This is a genomic window from Cytobacillus sp. FSL H8-0458 (assembly GCF_038002165.1).
Taxonomy (GTDB): Bacteria; Bacillota; Bacilli; order Bacillales; family Cytobacillaceae; genus Cytobacillus.
On the sequence record NZ_JBBOBR010000001.1, the window covers coordinates 3,040,514 to 3,065,069 of the forward strand.

23 protein-coding genes and 1 riboswitch are annotated in these 24,556 nt (G+C 41.0%); of the genes, 10 read left to right on the forward strand and 13 right to left on the reverse strand.

Translation table 11 applies throughout. From position 1 onward, the window contains the following. Nucleotides 1–257 precede the first annotated feature (257 nt). Entirely contained in the window at nt 258–2,525 is a 2,268-nt protein-coding gene (gene helD / locus NYE23_RS14875; protein ID WP_341078961.1) for an RNA polymerase recycling motor HelD, read from the reverse strand. Between the two features lie 391 nt (nt 2,526–2,916). Between helD and NYE23_RS14880 the strand changes: the two genes are divergently transcribed. The 4 genes from NYE23_RS14880 (at nt 2,917) to NYE23_RS14895 (ending at nt 5,781) form a co-directional block, all read left to right on the forward strand. Beyond that, the gene (locus NYE23_RS14880) at nt 2,917–3,180 is read left to right on the forward strand and encodes a CD3324 family protein (RefSeq protein ID WP_341078963.1); all 264 of its coding nucleotides are present in this window, start codon (nt 2,917–2,919) and stop codon (nt 3,178–3,180) included. A gap of 141 nt (nt 3,181–3,321) precedes the next feature. After that, a complete protein-coding gene (locus NYE23_RS14885) occupies nt 3,322–3,960 on the forward strand; it encodes a FusB/FusC family EF-G-binding protein (RefSeq protein ID WP_341078964.1) in 639 nt (212 codons plus the stop codon). A 192-nt stretch (nt 3,961–4,152) separates the two neighbouring features. Then, nucleotides 4,153–4,770, forward strand: coding sequence for a DUF47 domain-containing protein (locus NYE23_RS14890; protein WP_048011739.1), 618 nt, complete (start codon nt 4,153–4,155; stop codon nt 4,768–4,770). Nucleotides 4,771–4,782: 12 nt separating this feature from the next. Next, on the forward strand, nt 4,783–5,781 hold the full coding sequence (locus NYE23_RS14895) for an inorganic phosphate transporter (protein ID WP_048011738.1): 999 nt from the start codon (nt 4,783–4,785) through the stop codon (nt 5,779–5,781). Nucleotides 5,782–5,813: 32 nt separating this feature from the next. Here the strand turns inward: NYE23_RS14895 and NYE23_RS14900 are convergent, their stop codons facing one another. Further along, nucleotides 5,814–6,473 (reverse strand): HAD family hydrolase, encoded by a 660-nt coding sequence (locus NYE23_RS14900; RefSeq protein WP_341078967.1) that lies wholly within the window; start codon nt 6,471–6,473, stop codon nt 5,814–5,816. 82 nt (nt 6,474–6,555) lie between these two features. Then, on the reverse strand, nt 6,556–8,226 hold the full coding sequence (locus tag NYE23_RS14905) for a M20 family metallopeptidase (RefSeq protein ID WP_341078971.1): 1,671 nt from the start codon (nt 8,224–8,226) through the stop codon (nt 6,556–6,558). Between the two features lie 278 nt (nt 8,227–8,504). Here NYE23_RS14905 and NYE23_RS14910 point away from each other — a divergent pair, with 278 nt between their 5' ends. Continuing rightward, the gene (locus NYE23_RS14910) at nt 8,505–9,806 is read left to right on the forward strand and encodes an NCS2 family permease (RefSeq protein ID WP_341078972.1); all 1,302 of its coding nucleotides are present in this window, start codon (nt 8,505–8,507) and stop codon (nt 9,804–9,806) included. Nucleotides 9,807–9,936: 130 nt separating this feature from the next. Beyond that, nucleotides 9,937–10,509: a YitT family protein gene (locus NYE23_RS14915; protein ID WP_341078975.1), complete on the forward strand. Its 573-nt coding sequence runs from the start codon at nt 9,937–9,939 to the stop codon at nt 10,507–10,509. A gap of 36 nt (nt 10,510–10,545) precedes the next feature. On the opposite strand, the gene NYE23_RS14920 is transcribed toward NYE23_RS14915, so the two are convergent. Together NYE23_RS14920 and proC are read right to left on the reverse strand one after the other, a co-directional pair. After that, nucleotides 10,546–11,934: an L-cystine transporter gene (locus tag NYE23_RS14920; RefSeq protein WP_341078976.1), complete on the reverse strand. Its 1,389-nt coding sequence runs from the start codon at nt 11,932–11,934 to the stop codon at nt 10,546–10,548. A gap of 209 nt (nt 11,935–12,143) precedes the next feature. Continuing rightward, nucleotides 12,144–12,959 (reverse strand): pyrroline-5-carboxylate reductase, encoded by an 816-nt coding sequence (proC, locus tag NYE23_RS14925; protein ID WP_341078978.1) that lies wholly within the window; start codon nt 12,957–12,959, stop codon nt 12,144–12,146. 132 nt (nt 12,960–13,091) lie between these two features. Here proC and NYE23_RS14930 point away from each other — a divergent pair, with 132 nt between their 5' ends. From NYE23_RS14930 to NYE23_RS14940, 3 genes are all read left to right on the forward strand, one after another. Beyond that, on the forward strand, nt 13,092–13,697 hold the full coding sequence (locus NYE23_RS14930; RefSeq protein ID WP_341078980.1) for a DNA-3-methyladenine glycosylase: 606 nt from the start codon (nt 13,092–13,094) through the stop codon (nt 13,695–13,697). Nucleotides 13,698–13,882: 185 nt separating this feature from the next. Next, the gene (locus tag NYE23_RS14935) at nt 13,883–14,410 is read left to right on the forward strand and encodes a CBO0543 family protein (protein ID WP_341078983.1); all 528 of its coding nucleotides are present in this window, start codon (nt 13,883–13,885) and stop codon (nt 14,408–14,410) included. Between the two features lie 138 nt (nt 14,411–14,548). Next, the gene (locus NYE23_RS14940) at nt 14,549–14,743 is read left to right on the forward strand and encodes a hypothetical protein (protein ID WP_035326689.1); all 195 of its coding nucleotides are present in this window, start codon (nt 14,549–14,551) and stop codon (nt 14,741–14,743) included. Nucleotides 14,744–14,804: 61 nt separating this feature from the next. Here NYE23_RS14940 and NYE23_RS14945 read toward each other — a convergent pair whose 3' ends face one another. Both NYE23_RS14945 and NYE23_RS14950 read right to left on the reverse strand, forming a co-directional pair. Further along, nucleotides 14,805–16,022, reverse strand: a complete 1,218-nt coding sequence (locus NYE23_RS14945) for a homoserine dehydrogenase (protein ID WP_341078984.1) — start codon at nt 16,020–16,022, stop codon at nt 14,805–14,807. A 109-nt stretch (nt 16,023–16,131) separates the two neighbouring features. Beyond that, nucleotides 16,132–16,233, reverse strand: a riboswitch (SAM riboswitch). Between the two features lie 77 nt (nt 16,234–16,310). After that, entirely contained in the window at nt 16,311–16,949 is a 639-nt protein-coding gene (locus NYE23_RS14950) for an NUDIX hydrolase (protein ID WP_341078986.1), read from the reverse strand. Between the two features lie 209 nt (nt 16,950–17,158). Here NYE23_RS14950 and NYE23_RS14955 point away from each other — a divergent pair, with 209 nt between their 5' ends. Beyond that, a complete protein-coding gene (locus NYE23_RS14955; protein WP_341078988.1) occupies nt 17,159–17,770 on the forward strand; it encodes a general stress protein in 612 nt (203 codons plus the stop codon). 59 nt (nt 17,771–17,829) lie between these two features. On the opposite strand, the gene yhbH is transcribed toward NYE23_RS14955, so the two are convergent. The 6 genes from yhbH to NYE23_RS14985 all read right to left on the reverse strand — a co-directional run bounded on the left by yhbH (nt 17,830) and on the right by NYE23_RS14985 (nt 24,385). Beyond that, entirely contained in the window at nt 17,830–19,002 is a 1,173-nt protein-coding gene (gene yhbH / locus NYE23_RS14960; RefSeq protein ID WP_341078990.1) for a sporulation protein YhbH, read from the reverse strand. A 284-nt stretch (nt 19,003–19,286) separates the two neighbouring features. After that, nucleotides 19,287–19,472, reverse strand: coding sequence for a hypothetical protein (locus NYE23_RS14965; protein ID WP_341078991.1), 186 nt, complete (start codon nt 19,470–19,472; stop codon nt 19,287–19,289). Nucleotides 19,473–19,830: 358 nt separating this feature from the next. Next, complete coding sequence (locus NYE23_RS14970; RefSeq protein ID WP_048011724.1) at nt 19,831–21,726, reverse strand: PrkA family serine protein kinase; 1,896 nt, start codon at nt 21,724–21,726, stop codon at nt 19,831–19,833. Nucleotides 21,727–22,121: 395 nt separating this feature from the next. Further along, nucleotides 22,122–22,871 (reverse strand): oxygen-insensitive NADPH nitroreductase, encoded by a 750-nt coding sequence (gene nfsA / locus NYE23_RS14975; RefSeq protein ID WP_341078993.1) that lies wholly within the window; start codon nt 22,869–22,871, stop codon nt 22,122–22,124. A 99-nt stretch (nt 22,872–22,970) separates the two neighbouring features. Beyond that, the gene (gene trmL, locus NYE23_RS14980; protein ID WP_341078994.1) at nt 22,971–23,444 is read right to left on the reverse strand and encodes a tRNA (uridine(34)/cytosine(34)/5-carboxymethylaminomethyluridine(34)-2'-O)-methyltransferase TrmL; all 474 of its coding nucleotides are present in this window, start codon (nt 23,442–23,444) and stop codon (nt 22,971–22,973) included. Between the two features lie 62 nt (nt 23,445–23,506). Then, the gene (locus NYE23_RS14985) at nt 23,507–24,385 is read right to left on the reverse strand and encodes an amidase domain-containing protein (protein WP_341078995.1); all 879 of its coding nucleotides are present in this window, start codon (nt 24,383–24,385) and stop codon (nt 23,507–23,509) included. Nucleotides 24,386–24,556: the final 171 nt, after the last annotated feature.

The following is a 24,556-nucleotide window of genomic DNA, read 5'->3' on the forward strand; positions in this document are numbered from 1 at the left end:
CTCCTTCAAAGTTTTAATTCATTTTATCATTTGCAGGAAAAGGAGACCTACTGTTTACACTCCAAAATAAAAGCGATTGCCTTAGATAAGCAATCGCCCATCTATATAAACGGCAGATGCCGGGATTTTATATTTCCGCATTCTTTGCCATTTTTTCTCATGCAAAAATGATTTTCCCGGTGAAAAATTGTCCTAAACAAGGGACAGGATCACTTTCTTAAAAAGAATAAGCAGCTGAAAAATCAGCTGCTGAAGTTTTAAATTACTATGAAATTACCTTGTTCCAATCCGTAAAAATATAATCTGTGAAGAGGCCGTGTCATGGCGACATAAAGCAATTTAATATCCAGTTCAGAATCTCTGGAAAACTCCTCTTCCATGGACAGAATTATAACGGCATCAAATTCAAGTCCCTTGGCCAAGTAGGATGGCACTATAACAATTTGATCTTTCGGTATGCTTTCCTGCTCCTGCAGCAGTTTAAAAGGAAGCCTGGCATGCTTTTCAAAAAGGGTGTGAATCAGCTGACAGTCTTTCATCGTTTTCCCGATCACCGCAAATGTTTTATACTCTTCTTCTTTCAATGAAATGACCTGTTTCTCAAGCTGTTTTACCAGCTCACATCCATCTTCTCTCCTGATAAATTCAGGATTTCTGCCATGGCGGACAACCGGCTCCACTTCAGGGAATGAATAAGGGAGAAGCTTAAGTAATTCATTTGCTTTTTCCATAATTTCCACTGTAGTACGATAGCTTTTCTGAAGCTCTGTATATGTTGCACGGGGAAAAATATAGTCCAGGACCTCCTGCCAGCTTGTGAGCCCCCTATAGGAATGAATTCCCTGGGCAAGGTCCCCCACTAGTGTAAACATATCTGTACCAAGTGACTTTTTTAATGAGAGCAGCTCCATAAAGCTGTAGTCCTGTGCTTCATCAATGACGATATTTTTTGCCTTCAGCTCTTTGGGAATGCCAAATAAGCTTTCCTGCAGATAAAGCATTAAAGCCAGGTCCTCCCTCTCATACACTTTTTTCCTGAACCATTTCGTGCAGTATTCACAAAGAATTTCTGCGTCTTTTTCCGTTAAACTTCCGCCTGACAGCCTTGAAAGACGGCTGGGATCTTCAAATAATTCTTTATAATACCGGATCAGACTTTTTTTCGGAAATTGCTTCAAGTATGTTGGAACTGCTGTTCTAAAGCATTTCTTTAATTCTTCCAGTCTGGCTGCCTTTTTATCAAGCGCATCGGAAACATACTGTCTTCTTTTTTCAGGATCTTTCCCTCTGTAAAGGGCCCTTTCGATTCTCTCGTCATAATAGGTTTCGATTTTCTTAATGATATTTTTCTTTTTCTTTGCAAGATCGTTTTGAAGCACAGCCTTCAATTTTTCCAGCCTGCGGTAGAGAGGAAGATAATTGTAGTCCTCTAAAAAAAGCTGGAAAAGTTTCTTGCGGCCAAAAAGCCTGAATTTACCTACCATAAAATCTTCTCTGGGGCAGAAGCTATTATATATTTCTCTGAGGTAATTAGTGAGAATAGTTTGAAATACCGGTGACCCTTTAATGGATGATACCCAAGCTGCAAGACTTACTTCCTCACTGCCATGGTCTTCAAGCAGATTCACTAATTTATTGTCTTCCGCCAATTTCAGGTCTTCGCCAAGACATGCCAGTACATATTCCTGGTAAGTTGTCTGTCGGACTCTCTCCACCCCCAGTTCCGGAAGCGCCTCCGAAATATAATCAATGAAAAGCCTGCTTGGCGCCAGTATCATAAGCTGTTCAGGGGCAAAATTTTCTTTGTACTGATAAATAAAATAACTAATTCTGTGCAGGGCAATCGTTGTTTTACCGCTGCCTGCCGCTCCTTGAACAATGATAGGCTTATTCAAATCAGCACGTATTATTTTGTTCTGTTCTTCCTGTATGGTTGAAATAATTTCAGTGAGGCGGTTGCTTGAGCTTTTGGACAGTGATTCCTGAAGTAATTCATCTGTGGTCGTGAGGTCAATGTCCCGTACTTCATCCAGAATCCCTTCTTCAATCATATATTGCCTTTTTAAAGACAGGTGTCCCGTAAAGCTTTCTTCATAGGAATGGTATTGAACCTCTCCCAGCCTGCCTTCATAGTATAAGTTGGCTATGGGAGAACGCCAGTCAACAATAATCTGCTCCTGATTTTCCCTTGAATACAATGAAGTTTTGCCTATGTACAGTATCTCTTCTTCGTTTAAATCTTCCCTTAAGAAATCAATTCTGGCAAAGTACGGCTTTTTCCGGGCTTTTTTCAGCTGCATTAATTCATCTTTGGACATTTCAAAAAAACGGGCATTAGTCAGCAGTGATGAGTAACTTAAGCTGGATTCAAGCCAGTCAACGTCTTCGAAAGCTTCTTTCATATTTTCCTGAAACTTGTCTTTGCTGGATTCTGACGTTTTAATCACGACATCAATATAACGTTTCGTAAATTCAAGCCGCTGAACTTCCTTTTGAAAATCGGGGTGTTCAAATTGGGATGACATATGTTTCTCCTTTCAATTTTTTTCAGCCGCAATGGAGAAATACATATGAGCGAACGCGTGGGCAGAAAAATATATTATCAGAAAAGTCTGCAAGAATCAAGTGGTGACAGGCACCACCCGAATTTTGTCGAATTGAGCAGAAATATACATCGGCGATCATTTTAATTTATAATATAAAAAAAACGCTTTTTAGGAGGTGATGGGAATGGCCATTGCAGTTGCAATGCCTGATAATGCAGCGTCTCATGCAAAGCCTGATATTGGTGGCGATACTTTGCATGAGGCGGTAATGGACTAAAATATTATCGCCCATTCAGCTAAAACCATTTCTGATATCGGCTTTGCACCTTATTCATTTTTTATTATCAAAATAAATAAGGAGCTGGCAGAAATGAGTTATGTAAAAGCTAATGCTGTTTTACCGGAGAATCTGATAGCAGAGATTCAAAAATACGTTCAGGGTGAGGCTATTTATATCCCTAAGCCAGAAAAGGACTACCAAAAATGGGGTTCCCGCTCTGGTGCAAGAAAAATTCTGGATGAAAGGAACCATTCTATTAAAGGCGCCTTCCAGAACGGCAAAACCATCACCCAGTTGGCGGAGGAATATTTTCTTTCTGCTGAAACAATCAAAAAAATAGTTTATAAAAAATGAATTATTCGCACTGAACTTTGTTCAGTGCTTTTTCATATGCTAAGTTCATTTCCTAATCATTTTATACATTTACATTTTTATGTAACTCTTATAAAGTGAATATTGATATACAAAGGTGCTGAAAGTATAGGAGTGTGTATAATGGAACCTTTCATCAGGAATGATCAATATAATTTTATTAAATATCAGACGCAAGTGCTAATTAATGGCCATGCATCTGTCAATGATACAGGGGTGCTGAATGCGCTGAAATCTCTTTCTTCAGAAAAGGTATTGGGCCTTTTTGCAGAGCTGAGTGAAGAACAAAACCAGCTTCTTTCCCCAGTCAGTGATATTAAAGAAAGAGATCAGGCAGATGCCTTCTTAGCACATATAAAGGAATATGTAATACCCTTCCCGTCAATAACTGAACAATCGATCAAAAAACTGTTTCCAAAGGCAAAAAAAATAAAAATACCAGCACTTGAAGATATCGATTTCAGGGAAATAACCTACTTGGGATGGGACGACAAAGGTACAAACAGGAAGTATATGATCAGCCTGCTGGATGGCAAACTGGCTGGGATATATGGAACATTTAAGCCGCTTGGCAAAAAAGGAATCTGTGCCATCTGCAGCAAACTCGAAGAAACAGGCATGTTCTTAACTGAAATTAAGGGTTCTCAGTTAGGCACCTATACAAAAAAAGGGAATTACATTTGCCAGGACAGCCGGAAATGCAATGCAAATTTGAATTCACTTGAAAAACTGCATGATTTTATTGGAAGGCTGAAAGGGTAGATTGTCATCCCCCCTTAACTAAGGCACCGCCGAGTTTGGCGGTGTCTTTTTTTTTAGCTAAAATTCTCTATTCGTTTATTCTCATCAAACTAGGGAATATTACTGTAATAAAAAAAACTATCATATTTTGTCGATTTCGTATAAAATAATTACGTTTGATTGAAGTTTTCCTAACATATTGGGGGTAAAAAAATGGTTTTTAAGAAAAAGGACAAGTTTAACACGCTGTTAAGCAATATTTCCATGAATTTAAAGGATAGTGCGATTTACTTTGCAGACTATAAGATTAACAATGTCAGTGATTTAAAAACCTTTTCAAAAACAATGAAGGATTATGAAACAAAGGGTGATTCCTATGTTCATGAAGTCATCAAGGAATTAAATAACGCTTTTATTACACCGATCGAAAGAGAAGATATTCTTCACCTTGCCATGAGCATGGATGATGTTCTGGATGGATTTGAGGAATGTGCTGATTTATTTGAAATGTATTCCATGACACAGGCAGATGAATTTATGCTGAAGTTCGTGGATGCGATTAAGAACTGTGCAATTGAAATTGAAAAATCTGTTGAACTTCTTTCAACTAAGAAATTACTGCAAATAAGAGATCATGCGATCAAAATCAAAGATTACGAATCCAAGTGTGATGGAGTCCGCCGTCAGTCAATCAAGCATCTTTTTGCTACTGAAAAAGATCCTATCCGCATTATTCAGTATAAAGAAATTTATGAAACTCTGGAAGATATTGCTGACAGCTGCCAGAATGTCGCCAATACGCTTGAAACCATCATCATGAAAAATGCTTAAGGGGCGATCACAATGGATGCAGTATTTATTATTACAATCTTAATTGTCATTGGAGCCCTTGCATTTGATTTTATCAATGGATTTCATGATACGGCAAACGCAATAGCTACCTCTGTCTCCACTAAGGCTCTTAAACCAAGGCATGCCATCATATTGGCTGCCGTCATGAACTTTGTTGGTGCCATGACATTTACTGGGGTTGCCAAAACCATAACAAAGGATATAGTGGACCCGTTCACTTTGCAGAATGGTTCTCTTGTCATTCTGGCTGCTTTAGTTGCTGCGATATTCTGGAATCTGCTGACGTGGTATTATGGCATTCCAAGCAGCTCTTCCCATGCAATCATCGGGTCGATTGCAGGTGCTGCGATTGCCGCAGCAGGATTTTCAGCTTTAAATTATCAGGGATTTTTAAAAATCCTTCAAGCACTTATCTTTTCGCCTTTAATTGCATTTGCAGCCGGTTTTATTGTTTACAGCATCTTTAAGATTGTTTTCAAAAACAACAACCTGACTAAAACAAACCGCAACTTCAGGCTGTTCCAGATTTTCACAGCAGCTCTGCAATCTTATACACATGGAACAAATGACGCACAAAAAGCTATGGGTATTATTACAATGGCACTTATAGCAAACAACTATGTCACTTCAACTGATATACCATTTTGGGTACAGTTTTCCTGTGCATTAGCAATGGGTCTCGGGACTTCCATCGGCGGCTGGAAAATCATCAAGACAGTCGGCGGAAAAATCATGAAGATCCGTCCGATTAATGGAGTGGCTGCTGACTTAACAGGTGCAATGATCATCTTCGGCGCTACATATATTCATTTGCCAGTCAGTACTACTCATGTTATCTCCTCTTCTATCCTGGGTGTAGGTTCTGCCCACAGACTTAAAGGAGTAAAATGGGGAACTGCACAGAGAATGCTTATTACATGGGTAATCACATTGCCGATATCAGCAACATTAGCGGGTATTGTTTACCTTATCCTGAATGCAATTTTTTAATAAAAAAGGAGCGGGCTTAGCCTGCTCCTTTTTTATCTGCCGCTTTGCCCCATTATCATCTCATCAATGGGTATTTCAGAAAATGCCTTGTACCGCATAACCTTCTCATGAAAGGAAAGAAAATGCGTCACATCATTAGGAACAGCCACACAGTGCATTCCTGCTTGAACAGCAGCAATTGACCCATTTAAGGAATCTTCGATGGCCAGACTTTCTTCAGGTTCAACGCCCATTTCTTCAAGTGCCTTTATGTAAAGAGCTGGATCAGGTTTTACCTTTTCAACATCCTCTTTTGTTTTGACCGTTTGAAATAAAGCCTCGATTCCAAAATGATTTAAATAATGATTAACCCACTCTCTGCCTGAGCTGGATGCGACTCCAAGCTTAAGGCCTTTTTCAATGCATTTGTCTATCAGTTCCCGAATCCCCTCTCTCAGAATTAAAATATCCCTTTGGCTCTGGAATGCTCTTTCTGTTTTTTCCTGAATAGATTTACGATTAACTTTAAAACCTAATTTATCATCAATATAATCAAATAGAATATCATCTGTGGTGCCTATGCCCTTCGCAAAATCCTCCAGCCCAAGTTCAAATCCGTAATCTTCAAACAGGATTTGTTTAAAAACCTCATACCATAAAGATTCTGTGTCTACAATGGTTCCATCAAAATCAAAAATTACAGCCTTTATCATTCTGTCACCGCCCCCGAATTCTCTCCCTGCATTAGACGCTATTTTCCAGTTAAAGTTACTTCTGCCGCCAAAAGCGAGAAACTTAATTTCCCGGCTTTTCAAGGATTCTTTTTGTAAGCTTTCGGATAACCTCAGGCAATATTTCAAAAGTATACGGTTTATAGACCCGCTCAGTCCATTTGTGTCCAGCTTTGCCATAGACTCCAATGTTAATCACAGGTATACTTAAATCTCTCATCGCCTTTAATGGGATCGGAAAAAGGCTTTTTAAAGCAGGAAAATTCTTTTTAAGAGATTGTATGTCCTCATCCGAGCCGTCAAAAGATAAAAAGCTTCCATCCGATAAGTAGGGGAAATATTTGCGGACCTTAAATGTCTCACCTGTTTTCTTAGCCTCTTCAGCAAGAACTTCCTCCAGACAACTTTTTAAAAAGATGCCTCTTTCTGCAGTTACATCAATTGTGTTGGCAGGAAGAAAGGGTGTTCCATAAAATAAGATCACTCTGGGTTTCTTCTCAGGGTCTGATTGGTGGAGAGCTTCTACAATATCAAAAGCAATCATTCTGGCATCAGTTTCATGAAGCGAGCTCCTATTCCTTGCTTCTTCCATTACACTCACAGTATTGATGCCCTTTTCTTCAAGATAGACAAGAAACTCATCTAAAGCCGTCACTTCTGTTCCCCAGTCCAGCTGTCTTTCCGGAAGCTTATTGACGGTCCGAAAATCTTTATAGGCACCTTCCAGGCGGTGCTCAACAGCGATGGCCGCATCTTCTGCAATCATTCTCAGTTCTTTCGAAAGCTGCTTCAAGGGTTTTTCATAGAAAAAGTAATTGAAGTAAACCCTGCAGCCAACTGCCGTCTGAACGTCATATCGTTTTTTATCATCCCTCATATATAAACAGCTTGGCGGAAGCACCAGTTCTCCTTCAAGCCTCTCAGTAAGCTGAAAATTCTGGCTGATACGCGCAGTCAGCTCTGCAGCAATTAATGTAGGATCAATTCCCGCAAGACTTTCACCGGCGTGGGCCTCCCTTCCGAAAATGGAGAAACACGGCAATATTTTTCCTGCAGTACCAGTGTAAATATACTTAGTGGTATCTCCGTCATACAATGGCGAGATAAAATCATTATTTATGGCAGCAATATATTCAAGGCCCATTTCTTCCTTCAGCCTCAGCAATTCGGAAAGGGCTGCTCTGCTTCCTTTATGCTCACCCTCCTCATCAGCGTTGAACATAACCAGCAAATTCCCGTCCAATTCACCGGGATTTTCCGAAAAAAACAGGAGATTGGCCAGATGTACAGCAATTCCGCTCTGCATATCCAATGACCCTCTTCCAAAAAGCCACTCATTGGATCTGGCATCTTCCTGCACTTCCGGATCAGAGCCATATTGTTCAAAAAACTCCTGAAGCTTATCGGGATCATGGGCCATGCCCTGAATGGGACCAAAATCCTCAGTGCCAACCGTGTCCAAATGGGCCAGATATATAATGGTCTTTTTGCTAATCGCCCTCCCCTTGAGGAAGGCAAACACATTCTTGCGGTCCAGTTCATCTCCGGGGATTTCCTGGGTCCATACTAGATGATCATTATCCTGAAAAGATGGATACGAACAGATAACTTCCTTTAGAAATTCAGCTTTATGCACTTCTCCATCTGAATGGTTATAGCTCTCCATCTGCACAAGGGCCTTTGTTAAATATTCGGCCTGCTGACTCAGATTCATGGTTTTAAGATTTGCAAACATAGGCCAACCCCATTTCGTTGTCGTTTGACCTTAGTGTATAAGCATACTCTATTGAGAATCAACACTTTTTTATATCGGGGGAAGCAAATTCACTCAGCAGCATTAGAGAAGCTTTTTTCTATATATTAGGATGAAACAGCCAATATATAGAATAATAACATTAAGGTCTTGAAATTTTCATCAAAAACGAATATTATATTATTTGTGCTTTCAAAACGTTCGTATTTCTCATTTACACATATAACCTGAAAGAAGTTTTAGTTTATGGGGGACTTTTTATGTTCAAATTAAAAGAAAATCAAACAAACGTTAAGACCGAGGTCTTGGCAGGCATCACAACTTTCTTAACTATGGTTTATATAGTGGTCGTAAACCCTGTCATCTTATCTGATGCAGGTGTACCTTTTGATCAAGTCTTTTCCGCAACCATTATTGCAACTGTAGCAGGTACTCTATGGATGGCACTGTTCGCCAATTATCCGATTGCCATCGCACCTGGAATGGGCCTGAACGCCTATTTTGCCTACTCTGTTGTCGGCACTCATGGAAATATTGATTACATGACTGCATTCTCAGCAGTATTTATTGCTGGTATTATCTTCATTATATTGTCACTTACCCCTTTCCGGGAAAAGTTGATCATTGCGATACCGGATAATTTAAAGCACGGAATTACTGCCGGAATCGGGTTATTTATTGCCTTTATCGGCTTGCGCTTAACCGGGCTGATAACAAGCCACCCAACAAATCTTGTTGCGCTCGGAGACTTGCATTCTCCTCAATCCATTCTTGCGCTTGTCGGCCTTGCTGTAACTTTAATTCTCATGACGCTCGGGATTAACGGGGCTTTATTTTTCGGCATGATTATCACTGCCCTGATTGCCTTCTTTACAGGACAGCTTTCTTTTGACCAGGGATTTGTTTCATTGCCTTCGCTTCCGGATGGAATCATCATTTTAAATCCATTTGAAGCAATTGGAGATGTTATCCAGCACAGTTTATACGCCGTTGTATTCTCCTTCCTGCTTGTAACAATTTTTGATACGACTGGAACGATGATCGGCGTTGCCCAGCAGGCCGGATTAATGAAAGGCAAAACAATGCCTAGAGCACGCGAGGCCCTTTTGTCGGATTCCATCGCTACTTCTATCGGTGCCATGTTTGGTACAAGTCCTACTTCTGCATATATTGAATCTTCAACAGGTGTGTCAGTCGGCGGAAGAACTGGATTAACAACCTTGACTGTTGCAGGTTTGTTCCTGCTTGCAGCTTTCTTCGGACCTCTTGTCAGTGCGGTATCAGGTCTTGCTGCCATTACTGCACCTGCCCTGATTATCGTGGGAAGCCTGATGATGGGCAGCATCTCTCATATTAAATGGAATGAACTTGATGAAGCATTCCCTGCATTCCTGATTATCTTAAGCATGCCGCTTACATCCAGCATTGCAACAGGAATTGCACTTGGGTTTATCGCTTATCCGCTTATGAAAGTGGTAAAAGGGAAATGGAGAGAAGTTCATCCCCTGGTTTATTTATTTGCAGTATTATTCTTTTATCAGCTTGCGTTCCTGCCTCACTAGCCGGAAGCGACCAGCTGATCAAAAGCTTGTCCAAGCCGGACAAGCTTTTTTTGCATGGAACCGCTTCTATTTCATCCCTGATGATTCATATTCTATAAGTATAGAATGGACAAGTTAGGGTGATAGGCTTATGTTTGAAAAGCTGCTTGTAACTTTAATAGGAAGTTTATTATTAGGCATTGGCATTAACGGCTTCCTAGTCCCCCACCATTTACTTGACGGGGGCATTATTGGCATAGGGCTGATGCTCCATTATTACTACGAATTTCCCACTGGATTGAGCATGATTGTCCTGAGCATTCCATTATATGTACTTGCCTGGTTTTATGAGAAAAAATACTTCTTCTATAGCCTGCATGGCCTTCTGATTTCATCCTTCATTATTGATTTGCTTTCTGCTTTGCGAGGGCATTTTGAGCTTTCCATATTGCCCAGCTCCATTTTAGGGGGATGCCTGGTGGGTTTTGGGATCGGCCTTATGCTCCGTTATGAAACCAGTACAGGAGGCACAGACCTGCTTGCACAGCTGATGACAAAGCTCCTTCCTATTAATATCGGCGCTTTAATATTTGCAATTGATGGATTGGTTATTTTAAGCGGAGTAAAAATAGTTGGTATTGAAAAATTCCTGTACTCGTTTATAACCATACTTTTTGTGGGAGCCATGACGTCCTTAACGGTTATAAAAAAGGCCGTCAAATGAAAAAATCGACAGGTGCCAGGCACCTGTCGATTTTTCTTATGCTTCTGCTTCTATTTTTTCATTCATATCATTATAAAGGTTTCCATCCATTTCACCGGTGATTCGGCTTGTTAAGATACCGGAGGTCATGGATCCGCTGACATTAAGCGCTGTGCGGCCCATGTCAATTAGCGGTTCAATTGAGATCAGCAAGCCAGCCAGTGCAATAGGCATGTCAAGGGCAGATAATACCAGGATCGCTGCGAATGTCGCACCGCCGCCGACGCCTGCCACACCAAAGGAGCTGATCGCTACAATGAGAATGAGAGTAAAAATAAATCCTGGTGACAGCGGGTTAATGCCCACAGTAGGAGCAATCATTACAGCCAGCATGGCCGGATAGATTCCCGCACATCCATTTTGGCCGATGGAAAGGCCGAAAGATCCTGCAAAGTTAGCAATTCCTTCAGGAACACCGAGTGACTTTTGCGTTTTAATATTCAAAGGCAATGCACCGGCACTTGTTCTTGACGTAAAAGCAAAGGTCAATACCGGAAATGCTTTTTTCAAATAAGTGATTGGATTTAATCCGCTTAATGTTAAAAGCAGCAGGTGAATCAGGAACATAATGGCAAGTGCCACATAAGAAGCAATAACAAATTTACCTAAATTTAAAATGGAGTCAAAGTCACTCATGGCAACTGTTTTCGTCATAATTGCCAAAACTCCATATGGTGTTAAACGTAAAATTATTGTAACAACACGCATTATAATTGCATAGAAGGCATCAACAATTTTCGCAAAGAGTTCAGCCTGGTCTGGTGATTTCCTTCTCACACCAAGATAAGCAATCCCTAAAAAGGCTGCAAAGATAACGACAGAAATCGTAGATGTTGGTCTTGCCCCTGTAAAATCAAGGAATGGATTGGCCGGAAGCAAATCAAGCATTTGCTGTGGGAACGTTCTTCCTTCAATGCCCTGATATGTTTCTTCAAGCTGTTGCCCGCGGGCAGTCTCAGCATCGCCTCCGCTGATTTGGACAGCCTCCAGGTCAAAACCGGCAGCTGTTGCAATTCCGACAGCAGCAGCAACTGCGGTGGTGCCTACAAGCAGTCCAAGGATAAGGACACTTATTTTCCCAATATTATTTGTTAATTTCAGTTTAGTAAAAGCACCTAAAATCGAAATGAAGACGAGCGGCATGACGATCATTTGCAGGAACTTGACATAACCTCCGCCAACTAAATTAAACCAGTCTGCAGATTTGGCAATAACCTCAGCACCCGGTCCATATATCAGCTGAAGTGCGAAGCCAAACAGGATCCCTAAACCAAGCGCTGTAAACACACGCTTTGAGAATGAGATATGCTTTTTCTGCATAAAGAATAAAGCGCCTAAAAGCAGAAGCATTACGAAAATGTTTAAAATTAAAAGTCCTGTACTCATCGGACTGAATCCTCCCCAAGAGATCTTATTATAATGACTTACTATAATACATGTATTCCTATGAGTCAAGTCGGAATTAAAATTTAAATTTTCTTATTATATATTCCATTTCGCTGAGGAATGTTCTTATTTTTCTTTATATTTGTGCCTGAAACTATTGGAAAACCCGACACGATAGGATTGCCGGGTCTAGGATAATGATATCTTGTCTAATTATTTTTCCGGGAAAGTGCCTTCGTCTTTTCAAAACATTGTTCCATTGCACTCATCACTGCTGCACGGAACCCTTTTCTCTCCAGTTCGGCAACGGCTTCTATTGTTGCACCTCCCGGAGTGCAGACCTCATCCTTCAATACCGCAGGGTGCATGCCTGTTTCCAGCACCATCCTGGCTGCCCCCAAAATAGCCTGTGCTGCGAGCTCATAAGACTGATCACGGGGCAGCCCGGCTTTTACACCGCCATCTGCCAATGCTTCAATGAACATATAGGCATAAGCGGGCGAAGAACCGCTGATAGGGGGAATTGCGTCCATCATCTTTTCTTCCATAACAGCTGCTCTTCCAATACAAGAAAATATTCTGATTACATCTTCCATCTCCTCAGGAGATAGTGATTCATTCGCTGAAAGAACACTCATGCCTTCTCCCACTAATGATGGAGTATTAGGCATGGAACGGACAGCTTTTATTTTTCTGCCAAATGCCTTTTCCAGAAAGGAAAGACTTATGCCGGCCGCAATCGTTATGATAATGGCATGTGATTGGATGCAATCTTTAATTTCTTCAATAACCGCAGCATGAGCATCAGGCTTAATAGCCAGAAACAGTATATCCGCTCCCTCCGCTGCCTCACTATTAGAAAAGCGCGTTTGTATATCCCACCTGCTTTTAACGTTAACAAGCGATTTCTCCGTTTTCGCTGAAGCAATAATCTGCCTTGCATTCACCAGATCTGATTTTAATATACCCCCGATTATCGCCTGAGCCATTTTTCCGCATCCGATAAAACCGATATTTTTATTCATTAATGCACACATCCTGTCTTGTATTCCTTTTGCTATTATACTGCAGGTATGGTTATGAAAAAATAGCACAGGGTAAAAACATAGGACACGAAGCTATAAGCACTCATAAAATACTTAATGGAGAGATTGACTATGAAGGAAATTAAACAGTATGTTCCCCTTCCAAAAAGCTTTTACCAGCAGCCGACGCTTCTGCTGGCTGAAGCACTTCTGGGCTGCTTATTGATCAAAGAAACTGAAGAAGGAATTGCCTCAGGCTATATTGTCGAGACGGAAGCTTATATGGGCCCGGAGGACAGAGCAGCACACAGCTTTGGGAACAGGAGAACAAAAAGGACCGAAATCATGTTCAATGAACCAGGTTTTGTCTACACTTATGTGATGCATACCCATTGCCTGGTTAATGTTGTGAGTGGTCCAAAGGAAAAGCCGGAAGCTGTTTTGATCAGAGGGATTGAACCTGTCGACGGACTTGAGTTAATGAAGAAAAGACGTAAGATGGAAGACCTTAAAAACCTCACTAATGGGCCCGGTAAATTAACTAAAGCTCTCGATATAACAATAGATGATTATGGCCGTCATTTTACCATCCCTCCTCTTATGATTGCTAAAGGAATCCCTCCCGGGGAAATCAAACGCGGAACACGGATCGGCATTGATAATTCAGGTGAAGCCCGGGATTATCCCTGGAGATTCTGGATTGCGGATAGTCCTTATGTTTCACGGAACAGAAAATAACAGCGATATTAAAGGAACGACCGGAAAACCTCTTCAAAAACAGATGAGGGTTTCCGGTTAATTTAATTTGTCTTAATCCATCAGCGCAGGTTACCCTGCTGATAAAAAGTATTACATTAATTTTTTATTTTCTCTTGAATTGGATAGGATAGGAATAACTGCGCGTTCGGGAAGAGGTGAATGGAATGAATGCTCTTTATGCTTTTTTGTGGATCTTCGCTCTATGGAAGTGGGGTGACTGGAGAAATTGGAAAATGTATTATCCCACTATGCTTTTTTACATATTAGGGGACTTTTTATATTTATATCTGCTCTCAGATCTTTATCCGATGTGGTCTTATGACCCGCAGGGAATTGATGAGAAAGTGAATCTTACAAACACACATGTCAGTTTTTCCATTATGGCTGTAAAGTATCCGGCAACCATTTTGATCTATTTATACAGATTCCCTGCAGGCAGGCTTATTAAGAAACTGCTTTATATCTCAGGCTGGGTCCTTCTCTATACTGTTAATGAGGTTGTTGACATCAAATTTAACTTGATAAAGTACGATAATGGCTGGAATTTAAAATGGTCGATTCTTTTCAATGCTGTTATGTTTATCATCCTCTGGGTGCATCATAAGCGTCCAGCTGCCGCATGGGGGCTTTCCATTCTTTTCATCCTCTTCCTATGGAGACAGTTCGATGTACCATCAGCTGTTTTTAGATAAGTGTCTAATTTCATAACAATTTGTCGATAAAAAAACAAGCTATTTTACTGGACTTTTTTTATTAAAGCGTTTATTTTACTATAAAAAGGCAATATTCTATGTATAAGTTTCAATAAAATGGAATGGGATGGTGTTACGATGGCAAACAAGAAAAATGTTAAATCTCCCGGCAAAGATCTAAATATTGGTGCGAATGTTTCATTAAACGGCCTGGTAACAGCTGTTTTTGATAATATGGTCCATGTCCAGATTGGCGCTAAGATAGTAACAGTTCATGTTAAAGACCTGTATTCCGGATTAAATAATCCTTTATTTAATAAACAGCAGGCTTAGTATACACCATCTCTAAACATACTTTAGAAGGGGCAGCTCAAAAGCTTGCCCCTTCTGTTTTTTAGACCGGCTGTACCTGCTTATACTTCCCTGCCGTATGTGCATAATCTCCAAGCACTTGATAAGCCTTCCAATCGGATCTGTCTAATAATGACACAGCTTCTGCAGATGCCTTAACGATCAGGGCCTTTTCTGACACTTCGCTGACGATTTCAACTCCCCCAGGCAGCTCTGTTTGCTCTGCATCACCCAATATAACCCAGAGCGGCTGGTCAGGTATAGTTTCTTCCGATGCAGCTTCCTCAAATGCTGAAGGAAAATCGGCTTTTCCCACATGAATTAAATCTTCAATAATCGCACTCGCTGTCGGGAACATACCTGCTCCAGGACCCTGCAGGCTGATATTCCCGACAATATCCGCATCAATTGAAACGGCATTCTGCACGCCTTCTACTCTGTATAGAGGATGAGATTCACCTGTCAGAACCGGCTTTACTGTACAGCGGACAGAATCTTTTTCCTTCTGAATCGATGCTGCATGTTTGAATTTCAGGCCCAGCGATTCAGCCAAACGGATTTGCTCAATCGTAATATCAGTAATGCCTTCTCTAACAGAGTATTCCTGTGCCGGCGCTTTCCCGAATACAAGCTCGCTCAAAACAACCGCTTTGTAAAAGGCGTCATATCCTTCGATATCATTTTTAGGATCGGCTTCTGCATAGCCTTTTTCCTGAGCGATTCTCAATGCTTCTTCAAATGATAAGTTCTCCTCGCGCATACTTGTCAAAATGAAATTGGATGTGCCATTTAAAATTCCTTCAATCCGTTCAATTCTGTTGGCATTCAGCAGCTGCCTGATGGTCTGAATGATGGGGATTCCGCCGCCGACTGTTGCTTCAAATCCCAGTGATACATTCTTTTCTTTTGCAAGCCTCCCAAGCTCACTTCCATGGAATGCAAACATCTCTTTATTTGCTGTAATGACATGGCATCCTCTCGATATTGCCTGGCGCAAATACGTATAGCCCGGTTCCCTGCCAACAATGGCATCAATTACGACATCAAGCTTTGGAAGCTCAATAATCTCCTGAAAGTCATCTGTTAATAGCACCTCATCATCAGGCAAAGAATGTTTATTCACATTTTTGACCAGGATGGCGGAAACCTTTACTTCTTTCCCGAGTATCGCCTGAAGCCTTCCCTGATGCTTTCTGATTGTTTCATACACTCCTTTTCCAACAGTTCCAAACCCCAATAGCCCGATCGTGATCACTGACATTACTCATTCCCCCTGGATAAAATTTTTAGTGCCTGCCGTAAAAACAAAAAACCCCTACCGTCCATTACAGACAAGAAGGGGTTTGAATTTATATTCCGTTCATTCCGCCTTCTTATCTTCGGAAAATGTATTCCTCTGAATTTGGCACCGTGCATAAATGCTGGTTGCCGAGGCTTCTTAGGGTCAGTCCCTCCGCCTCTCTTGATAAGAAGTTTCTAAGTATTCAATTTATATGAATCATAAACATTTATAAGGACTGCGTCAACCTTTTTTGAAAAATTATTTTCTTCAAACGCTTTCACTTTCATTAAAATCTTCCGTTATGATCTCAAGAAAATGCTTAAGAATTCTGGCAGTCAGCCCCCAGATAACCTTATCCTGGAAATAGTAAAATACTTCTTCCGCTCTTCTAGTCTGCCAATTGTAATTTTCACCTCCGGCAATCAAGTCAAAAGGAAAATTTTCTTCTGGCTCTACCTTAAAATTCACGTGATACGTTTCCGGTTTTACTTTTTTAAGGAATGAAAGGGGAACGGTAAAAACCTCTTCTACTTCAGCAGGGTTCGGCACAATCTTGTCCGGATTTTGGATAATGCCTGCATAAGGGTAAATTATTTGACCGAAGGAAATCATGTAATCCAACGGGGAAACATCGGTGATGCTGTCTTCGCCCACACCGAGTTCCTCAGAGGTTTCACGGATGGCCGTATGCTCTTCATCCCTATCTTCCGGATCTATCCTTCCGCCGGGGAAACATACCTCCCCAGGCTGCCTTCTCATTTTTAATGAACGCACTTCAAAAAGGACATGTACCTCATTATTGATTTCAACAAGCGGAAGCAAAATAGCGAACTTCGAAAATCGCTCACTCCCCAAAATGATGGGGGTTCTGTTCCTTAGCCTTTTAGCCAGTTTCTCAATTTCCATATCTGCCCACCTCCAGCAGCAATCCAATTCAGCAATTATATCTTTATCATACTGTATTCTTTGCATTTTATTAATATATACGGCTTATGCCATATAAAGATTCAGGACTATATGCTATTGCTTCCTGTCCTTCAAAAGTAAAAGAAAGTTTCCCCGCCTGCAATTCAGGGAAAATAAAAAAATATCATAATACACTGGGAGTGAAAAATATGAAGAAGAATATATTAATAGGCGGATACGATACACAGCAAGAGCTTAAAGACGCCATTGAAGGTGCAGGGTCAAATGGGTATCAGAAGAAAAATCTGGTGATCGTCTCAAAGGATGGAGCAAATCTTGAAAGCTTTGCAGACAATTACGGAGTGAACTTGCGAATAGTCGGATCCCAGGAGCTGGGGAATCAGCGTTTTCTTGATTCAGTTAAAGCTCTTTTCATGGGGGAAGATCCGGCCACAAGTTCAGGAATTGATCCCGATAAAAAAGATGGTACACGGTTCGATGAACATGACCTGGATCATTACGCAAGCATGGTTTTTGACGGAAAATATGTTTTAATCGCTGACTATTATGGGAAGTATCCTGACTCCTCGCATGACAATCAGAGGGTCACTGCCGAAAACTCTGAAGGATATTTAGAGAGCGCTTCAGCCCGGGAGGTTGTCCATGAATCGGATATCAAAACACTGGCAGATAAATCTGCTGATACATGCTGTGTCAAAGAGAATCATAGTCGTGTACCGGATTCACCCAAGTCAGCAGAGATGAAAACCAGCGCTGAACTAAATTGGGATGAACAGCTTACTAAGGACAGGCTTAAATAGCATCGGCCCCCCGGAAAAGGGGGCTTTTTACTGAAACGAAAAAGAGAGGTTTCCCTCTCTTAGGCATATTTCTTCTTATCCTCTTCCTGTTTGAAGAAGCTCTTCATCGCATGGAATACATCTGCTTTTTGCTTAAGAATATAATATCGGAAATCATCATTTTTAATATTTTTATAGGCGGACATCAGTGTCGAGTGGCGGTTATACTGGTTGACCTCACCGTATCCAAACATATTGGACACCTTCATCAGGTCTTCCACCAGCTTCACACAGCGGGCATTATCAGAGGTCAGGTTATCACCGTCTGAGAAGTGGAATGGGTAAATATTAAATTTACGCGGATCGTACTTGGCATCTATCAGCTCAAGCGCTTTTCGGTAGGCAGATGAACAAATCGTTCCACCACTTTCCCCTTTTGAGAAAAAATCCTCTTCTGAGACCACCTTTGCTTCTGTATGGTGGGCAATAAATTCAATTTCAACTGTTTCATATTTGGTTCTCAGGAATCGGGTCATCCAGAAGAAAAAGCTTCTGGCCATATACTTTTCCCATATCCCCATCGACCCGCTCGTATCCATCATCGCAAGCACGACAGCCTTTGAATCAGGCTTTACAATTTCATTCCAGGTCTTAAACTTCAAATCTTCCTTATAAATTGGGTGGAACGCTGCCTTTCCCTTCATTGCGTTACGCTTGAATGCTGACATCATGGTCCGTTTCTTATCAATATTACCCATTAATCCAGTCTTTCTGATATCATTAAATTCAATGTCCTCTACCAGATTTTCATCCTGCTCTTTTCTCTTTAAATTAGGCAATTCCAATTGTTTAAATAAAGCTTCTTCAATTTCCATCAGTGATACTTCTGCTTCAAAATAATCCTCGCCTGCCTGGTCGCCTGCCCCTTGCCCTTTTCCGGGTCCTTTCTGGCTGCCGGATCCGTCACGTGCCACTACATCTCCAATCTGGCTATCTCCATCGCCTTGGCCGACATGTTTGTTTTTATCATAGTTATAACGGATTTTGTATTCATCCAATGAGCGAATTGGAATCTTTACTACTTCCCGCCCATTCGACATTACAATATTTTCTTCCGTTATTAAATCAGGCAAATTGTTGCGGATTGCTTCCTGGACTTTATCCTGATGACGCTGCTGGTCATCATAGCCTTTGCGATGGAGGGACCAATCTTCTTGGGAAATCACAAACTGATGGTTATTGACATTCGTCATGTTAACCCCTCCTTTTAAATTAATTTCACACATTACAGCTTTCCAACATACAATATCGCGAGTGTCAAAAAAAGATGAAACATCCCCATTTCAGCAGTCTGCCTTCATTTCATAGACTCATTTCCCGGCAGTGATTTTGATATTAATGCACCAATACAAAGAAATGTTTATTACTCTATCATATGCGGGAAGACAAAATAATTTACAAATAATTTTGACAATAAGACATTCAAAGCACCTTTTGGACAAGCCCATTTTTTTAAAACAAAAATAAACCTCCGCGTTTAGCGAAGGTCCTTGTCTTTGTTTTTATTCTGAATGGGATCCGGATATTTATCATAATCCTCTTTTAATTCTTTATTGGTCCGCAAATTTTCCATCTGCTTGCCCAGGTTTTCCATTTCTTCAATATTTTCTGCCATTGAGCTGTTTCTCGGTGTATAATTCTTATCTAATTCTTTCTTTTTCATGAATATCACCTCTGCTGTATTTATACCCCTAATTGGGCTCATCTAAACTTTTATACTGATTCTGAAGCATAAATATGGCCAAGCATAAATAGGATTATACTAAAGGGGGGATTTTATGAGCGAATTCCTTTGCTGTAGCTGGTGTGGTGAATTATCATTGTATGAGCGGACCGTTTATCTTGATAACAAGCCAATCTGTCCGGAATGCCAGAATAAAAAGAAAGAGCTTGCATTAAAAATAGAGAAAAATTGATGAAGAGGCTTTTCGGAGCCTCTTTTTAATATGGGTTATTTTTCATTAAATCTATCGATTACACCGCAAAAATAAGCCTGGCAGTAACTCTGCCAGGCCCTTCTTTTATCGATTCAGCAAGCTTCCCACATAGCGGAGCAGTTCGTTTGCAGATGTGGAGTTATAGCCATGTTCGTCGATCAGACGTGCTACTACCTCGTTGACCTTCTTCAGCTGCTGCTCATCCGGCGTTTTTGAAGATGTTGTGATTTTCACGACATCCTTCAGGTCAGCGAAAAGCTTCTTCTGGATGGCTTCGCGCAGGCGGTCATGCGAATTATAGTCAAAGCGCTTGCCTTTTCTTGCGTAAGCTGAGATGCGGATGAGGATTTCCTCCCTGAATGCTTTCTTCGCATTCTCGGAGATGCCGATCTGCTCTTCAATTGAGCGCATCAGCTTTTCATCCGGACTGATTTCCTCACCGGTTAATGGGTCGCGCAGCTTCGCTTTATTGCAGTATGCTTCAACATTATCAAGATAGTTTTCCATAAGTGTTTTCGCAGATTCTTCATAAGAGTAAACAAAGGCCTTTTGGACTTCTTTCTTGGCGATATCATCATACTCTTTGCGGGCCAGAGAAATAAAGTTCAGGTATCTTTCTTTCAGTTCTGGAGTGATGGATGGATGCTGATCCAATCCTTCTTTAAGCGATCGCAATACATCCAGCGCATTGATGCTTGTGATATTTTTGCGGATGATTGTCGAAGAGATTCTGTTAATGACATAGCGCGGGTCAATCCCGCTCATGCCCTCATCTGCATGTTCTTTTTTCAATTCTTCCACATCTGCTCTGTTATAGCCTTCAACGCTCTCTCCATCATACAAACGCATTTTCTTAACTAAATCTATATCGCCTTTTTTCGGATCTTTCATCCGGGTTAAAATCGTAAACATCGCTGCAACCCTCAAGGTATGCGGTGCAATGTGCACGTTGGAAACATCGCTCTCACGGATCATTTTATCGTAAATCTTCTCTTCCTCTGAAACCTTTAAATTATATGGGATTGGCATAACGATTATCCTGGAATGCAGTGCTTCATTCTTTTTATTGGAAATGAATGAACGATACTCTGTTTCATTCGTGTGAGCGACAATTAGCTCATCTGCCGAAATCAGGGCGAAGCGTCCGGCTTTAAAGTTGCCTTCCTGAGTCAGGGACAATAAATGCCATAAAAACTTCTCGTCACACTTCAGCATTTCCTGGAATTCCATCATACCTCGGTTTGCTTTATTCAGCTCCCCATCGAAACGATAGGCTCGAGGATCGGATTCAGAACCATATTCAGCAATTGTTGAAAAGTCAATGCTTCCAGTCAGATCAGCAATATCCTGGGATTTTGGATCGGAAGGGCTGAAAGTTCCAATCCCCACCCTGCGGTCTTCTGAGAAAATGATTCGTTCAATTAAAACATCTTCTATGCGGCCGCCATACTCCTGTTCGAGACGCATACTATTCAATGGCGACAGGTTTCCTTCAATTCTTATTCCATACTCATCATAAAAGTCCTTGCGGAGATGATGCGGAATTAAATGAAGCGGATCTTCATGCATTGGGCAGCCCTTAATAGCATAGACCGCGCCCCTTTCAGCGTGGGAATATTGCTCCAAACCTCTCTTTAGCATTGTCACTAATGTTGATTTACCGCCGCTGACCGGCCCCATTAATAAAAGAATCCTTTTACGGACATCAAGGCGTTTGGCAGCAGGATGAAAATACTCTTCTACCAGCCTTTCCAATGCTTCTTCTAAACCAAAGAGCTGATTGCTGAAAAATTGATATCGTTTTTGCCCCTTCACTTCTTCGACACCAGCATCCTTAATCATATTATATACCCGCGAATGTGCTGACTGGGCAACCCATGGCTTCTCTTTAACAATTTCTAAATACTCTCCAAAAGTCCCTTCCCATTTAAGCTTTTCTTCCTCGTGTCTGTACATCTCAATTTTTTTTAGAATATCCATAAGGACCTCCCCCTGTCGCATTATCAGAGACGATTAATATACTCTATGCGCACCGGTAATCGAACATGCGTAAACTATTAAGAGTTTGGTTTGTACTTTTTACGGGGAATAATTATTAGGAATACTTTGCTGCAGGATTCTAACTGTAAAAAAAACTCCATACTTTTCATTCACAGTTATTCATTTTTGGGCTATAATAAGCTTATATTTACATGCTTGCCTATTGAGATACCGCTAAAGGAGGATTACATATACATGGGTACAATTATTATTATCGGTGTAATGGTTGCTTTCCTTGCTGCTATTTTCACTGCCGGCTATGATGACAAGCCAGGCGTAAGCAAAAAATAAGCTGCTGATCTATTCAGCAGCTTTTTTCTTATTTCAATATACTCCTACCTTAAATCCATCTTGTTTTTCTGAACAAAATCCTTCATATACATGCGTGTCTGCTTTTCGAGCATGCCGGCAATTTGACTGGTCCAAGTGTCCTTCCGCTTGCCGCCTGTACGCTCATCATAATACTCGGAAATGATTTTATTATACACTTCCAGCTCTTGGCGGTATGCTGTTTCATCCTGATTATACTCATTTTCATGATAAATGTGCTGAAGAGGGAGCCTCGGTTTTTTGTCGTTCTTTTTGGAAGGGTAGCCCACAGCCAGTCCAAACAAAGGAATCACACGATCTGGTGTTTTTAATAGCTCAGCCACTCCCTCCAGATTATTTCTTATTCCGCCAATATAGCAGAGTCCAAGTCCCAGCGATTCTGCAGCAATGGCAGCATTCTGCGCAGCCAATGCAGCATCAATGACAGCCACAATAAACTTTTCTGTGCTTTCGATTGATGGAATTACATTTTTATTTTCCATTTGGCCCAAGACTTCATGGCGATGCAGATCAGCACAAAACACGAAAAAATGGCCATTTTCAGCTACATAATTCTGATTGCCTGCCATTTCAGCAAGTTTCGCTTTCTTTTCCTTATCTGTCACTCCGATTATTGAATAGGCCTGGACAAAACTTGAAGTGGAAGCAGCTTGAGCAGATAGTACAATTGTTTCAATCTGCTCTTTTGACAGAGGCCTGTCTTCAAAATTCCGGACGGAACGATGGTCCATCAGCAAATTGGTAACTTCATTCATCACATCTCATCCTTTCCATATGTACTTTTTCATTTTACCCAGAGAAGAAAGCTTTCTCCAAAGAAAAAGGCCTGATAATCTCTCAGGCCCTGTGTTTTCCTATGTTAAATGTAAATATTCCTGCTGGCGCAGTGCTTCATAGACAAGAATGGCAGCTGTGTTGGATAAGTTAAGCGAACGGATATTATTGTTGATTGGTACCTTTAACAAGCGCTCTTTGTTTCTTTCAATAACATCATTGGGAAGACCGATCGTTTCCTTGCCGAAAATAAAATAATAATCCTTCTCGACTTTGCTATAGTCAAAAGTGGAATATGGCTTGGTGCCATCCTTCGTTAAGTAGAAGTATTCACCATGTTCAGTGCTTTTAAAGAAATCATCCAATGAATCATGATAAACAATTTTTACAAATTGCCAGTAATCCAAGCCTGCCCGCTTCATCATTCTATCATCTGTTGAAAAGCCGAGCGGCCGGATCAGATGCAATGTCGTATCAGTAGCCGCGCAGGTACGGGCTATATTGCCTGTGTTGGCCGGAATTTCCGGCTGATATAATACTACATGCAATCCCACTTTTTTCACCTCTAAATTAAATCTGCATGTGTTATTATATCACGTTGAAATCACCATACAAATTACTGGTCATCGGTTATAGTCAAAAATTTATATTTAATATTGGGTGTATAGGCTGTTGAATCTTCATAAGCCCAATAGCGCATTCGGCTGTTATAGGTATGGGCATTGACGAGGGGCATTCCTGATGCATCTTTACCCGTCACGATCGTTGTATGATCAAAGCGCCCGTCTCCCTGGAAATCATAGCAAATGACATCTCCTATTAAAAGCTGATCCGGACTGGAGACTTCCTCGGCTCTTAACCCTGAATTTGAACTGGGCAGATACCACCGCATTGAATTCGCTACTGTCCAGCTGTAGCTCCAATTCCCGCTTCTCATCCACCATCCTTTTCCGCGGTTGGGGTATCCCCTCATTGGGCCGCCGCCTGTATGAAGACACTGGGAAATATAATTGGTGCAATCCACATCAAATTTCTTATAAGCCGGATTATAGCTGTTCCACCATTTTTCTGCATACTGCACTGCCTTCATGCGGTCATATTCATACTCATATCTTTCTTCCTCTTCAAGTTCCCGGGCTGGAAACGCCTCTTCCTTTATAATATCTTTAAAAGGATTTTTCTCCCGGTCTTCAACAAATACTCCTTTATAAAAGTCGGCTGTCCGCTCTTCAATCTCTTCTTCCATATAAAATACACCTTTTTGTTTAATTAAATATTTGAAGTGAACTCTATATTCAACTGGAGTCACATCTTCCTTCTCCATGCCGACACTGATCACTTTTCCGGCTGCCTGAGCCTTCACAATCTCACCGGAGCGGCCGGAAAGAGATTCCTTCTTTTTTTCAATCTTAGGGCATGTATGAATTGAACTTCTTGAATGGGAAACGCACTGCTGCACTCTTTTCTTTAACAGCTCATGAAGCTGGTCCCTCACGCATCTCACTCCTCTCCTATTCAATACATATGAGAGGAAGCAAAGGACTTTGCTTAATTTTTCGTGCCATATTACAGTAAAATTACCTGGCTGGCCAGTTTCTCTGCGTATGAGTCGCATGTTTTTACGGTCACAAGGTAAACAAAGCCATAAAAAAAGGAGGGAGTTTCC

Coding starts and splice junctions, on each gene's coding strand:
- helD (WP_341078961.1), bottom strand. CDS start 2,525: ATGTCATCCCAATTTGAACACCCCGATTTTCAAAAGGAAGTTCAGCGG.
- NYE23_RS14880 (WP_341078963.1), top strand. CDS start 2,917: ATGAGTTATGTAAAAGCTAATGCTGTTTTACCGGAGAATCTGATAGCA.
- NYE23_RS14885 (WP_341078964.1), top strand. CDS start 3,322: ATGGAACCTTTCATCAGGAATGATCAATATAATTTTATTAAATATCAG.
- NYE23_RS14890 (WP_048011739.1), top strand. CDS start 4,153: ATGGTTTTTAAGAAAAAGGACAAGTTTAACACGCTGTTAAGCAATATT.
- NYE23_RS14895 (WP_048011738.1), top strand. CDS start 4,783: ATGGATGCAGTATTTATTATTACAATCTTAATTGTCATTGGAGCCCTT.
- NYE23_RS14900 (WP_341078967.1), bottom strand. CDS start 6,473: ATGATAAAGGCTGTAATTTTTGATTTTGATGGAACCATTGTAGACACA.
- NYE23_RS14905 (WP_341078971.1), bottom strand. CDS start 8,226: ATGTTTGCAAATCTTAAAACCATGAATCTGAGTCAGCAGGCCGAATAT.
- NYE23_RS14910 (WP_341078972.1), top strand. CDS start 8,505: ATGTTCAAATTAAAAGAAAATCAAACAAACGTTAAGACCGAGGTCTTG.
- NYE23_RS14915 (WP_341078975.1), top strand. CDS start 9,937: ATGTTTGAAAAGCTGCTTGTAACTTTAATAGGAAGTTTATTATTAGGC.
- NYE23_RS14920 (WP_341078976.1), bottom strand. CDS start 11,934: ATGAGTACAGGACTTTTAATTTTAAACATTTTCGTAATGCTTCTGCTT.
- proC (WP_341078978.1), bottom strand. CDS start 12,959: ATGAATAAAAATATCGGTTTTATCGGATGCGGAAAAATGGCTCAGGCG.
- NYE23_RS14930 (WP_341078980.1), top strand. CDS start 13,092: ATGAAGGAAATTAAACAGTATGTTCCCCTTCCAAAAAGCTTTTACCAG.
- NYE23_RS14935 (WP_341078983.1), top strand. CDS start 13,883: ATGAATGCTCTTTATGCTTTTTTGTGGATCTTCGCTCTATGGAAGTGG.
- NYE23_RS14940 (WP_035326689.1), top strand. CDS start 14,549: ATGGCAAACAAGAAAAATGTTAAATCTCCCGGCAAAGATCTAAATATT.
- NYE23_RS14945 (WP_341078984.1), bottom strand. CDS start 16,022: ATGTCAGTGATCACGATCGGGCTATTGGGGTTTGGAACTGTTGGAAAA.
- NYE23_RS14950 (WP_341078986.1), bottom strand. CDS start 16,949: ATGGAAATTGAGAAACTGGCTAAAAGGCTAAGGAACAGAACCCCCATC.
- NYE23_RS14955 (WP_341078988.1), top strand. CDS start 17,159: ATGAAGAAGAATATATTAATAGGCGGATACGATACACAGCAAGAGCTT.
- yhbH (WP_341078990.1), bottom strand. CDS start 19,002: ATGACGAATGTCAATAACCATCAGTTTGTGATTTCCCAAGAAGATTGG.
- NYE23_RS14965 (WP_341078991.1), bottom strand. CDS start 19,472: ATGAAAAAGAAAGAATTAGATAAGAATTATACACCGAGAAACAGCTCA.
- NYE23_RS14970 (WP_048011724.1), bottom strand. CDS start 21,726: ATGGATATTCTAAAAAAAATTGAGATGTACAGACACGAGGAAGAAAAG.
- nfsA (WP_341078993.1), bottom strand. CDS start 22,871: ATGAATGAAGTTACCAATTTGCTGATGGACCATCGTTCCGTCCGGAAT.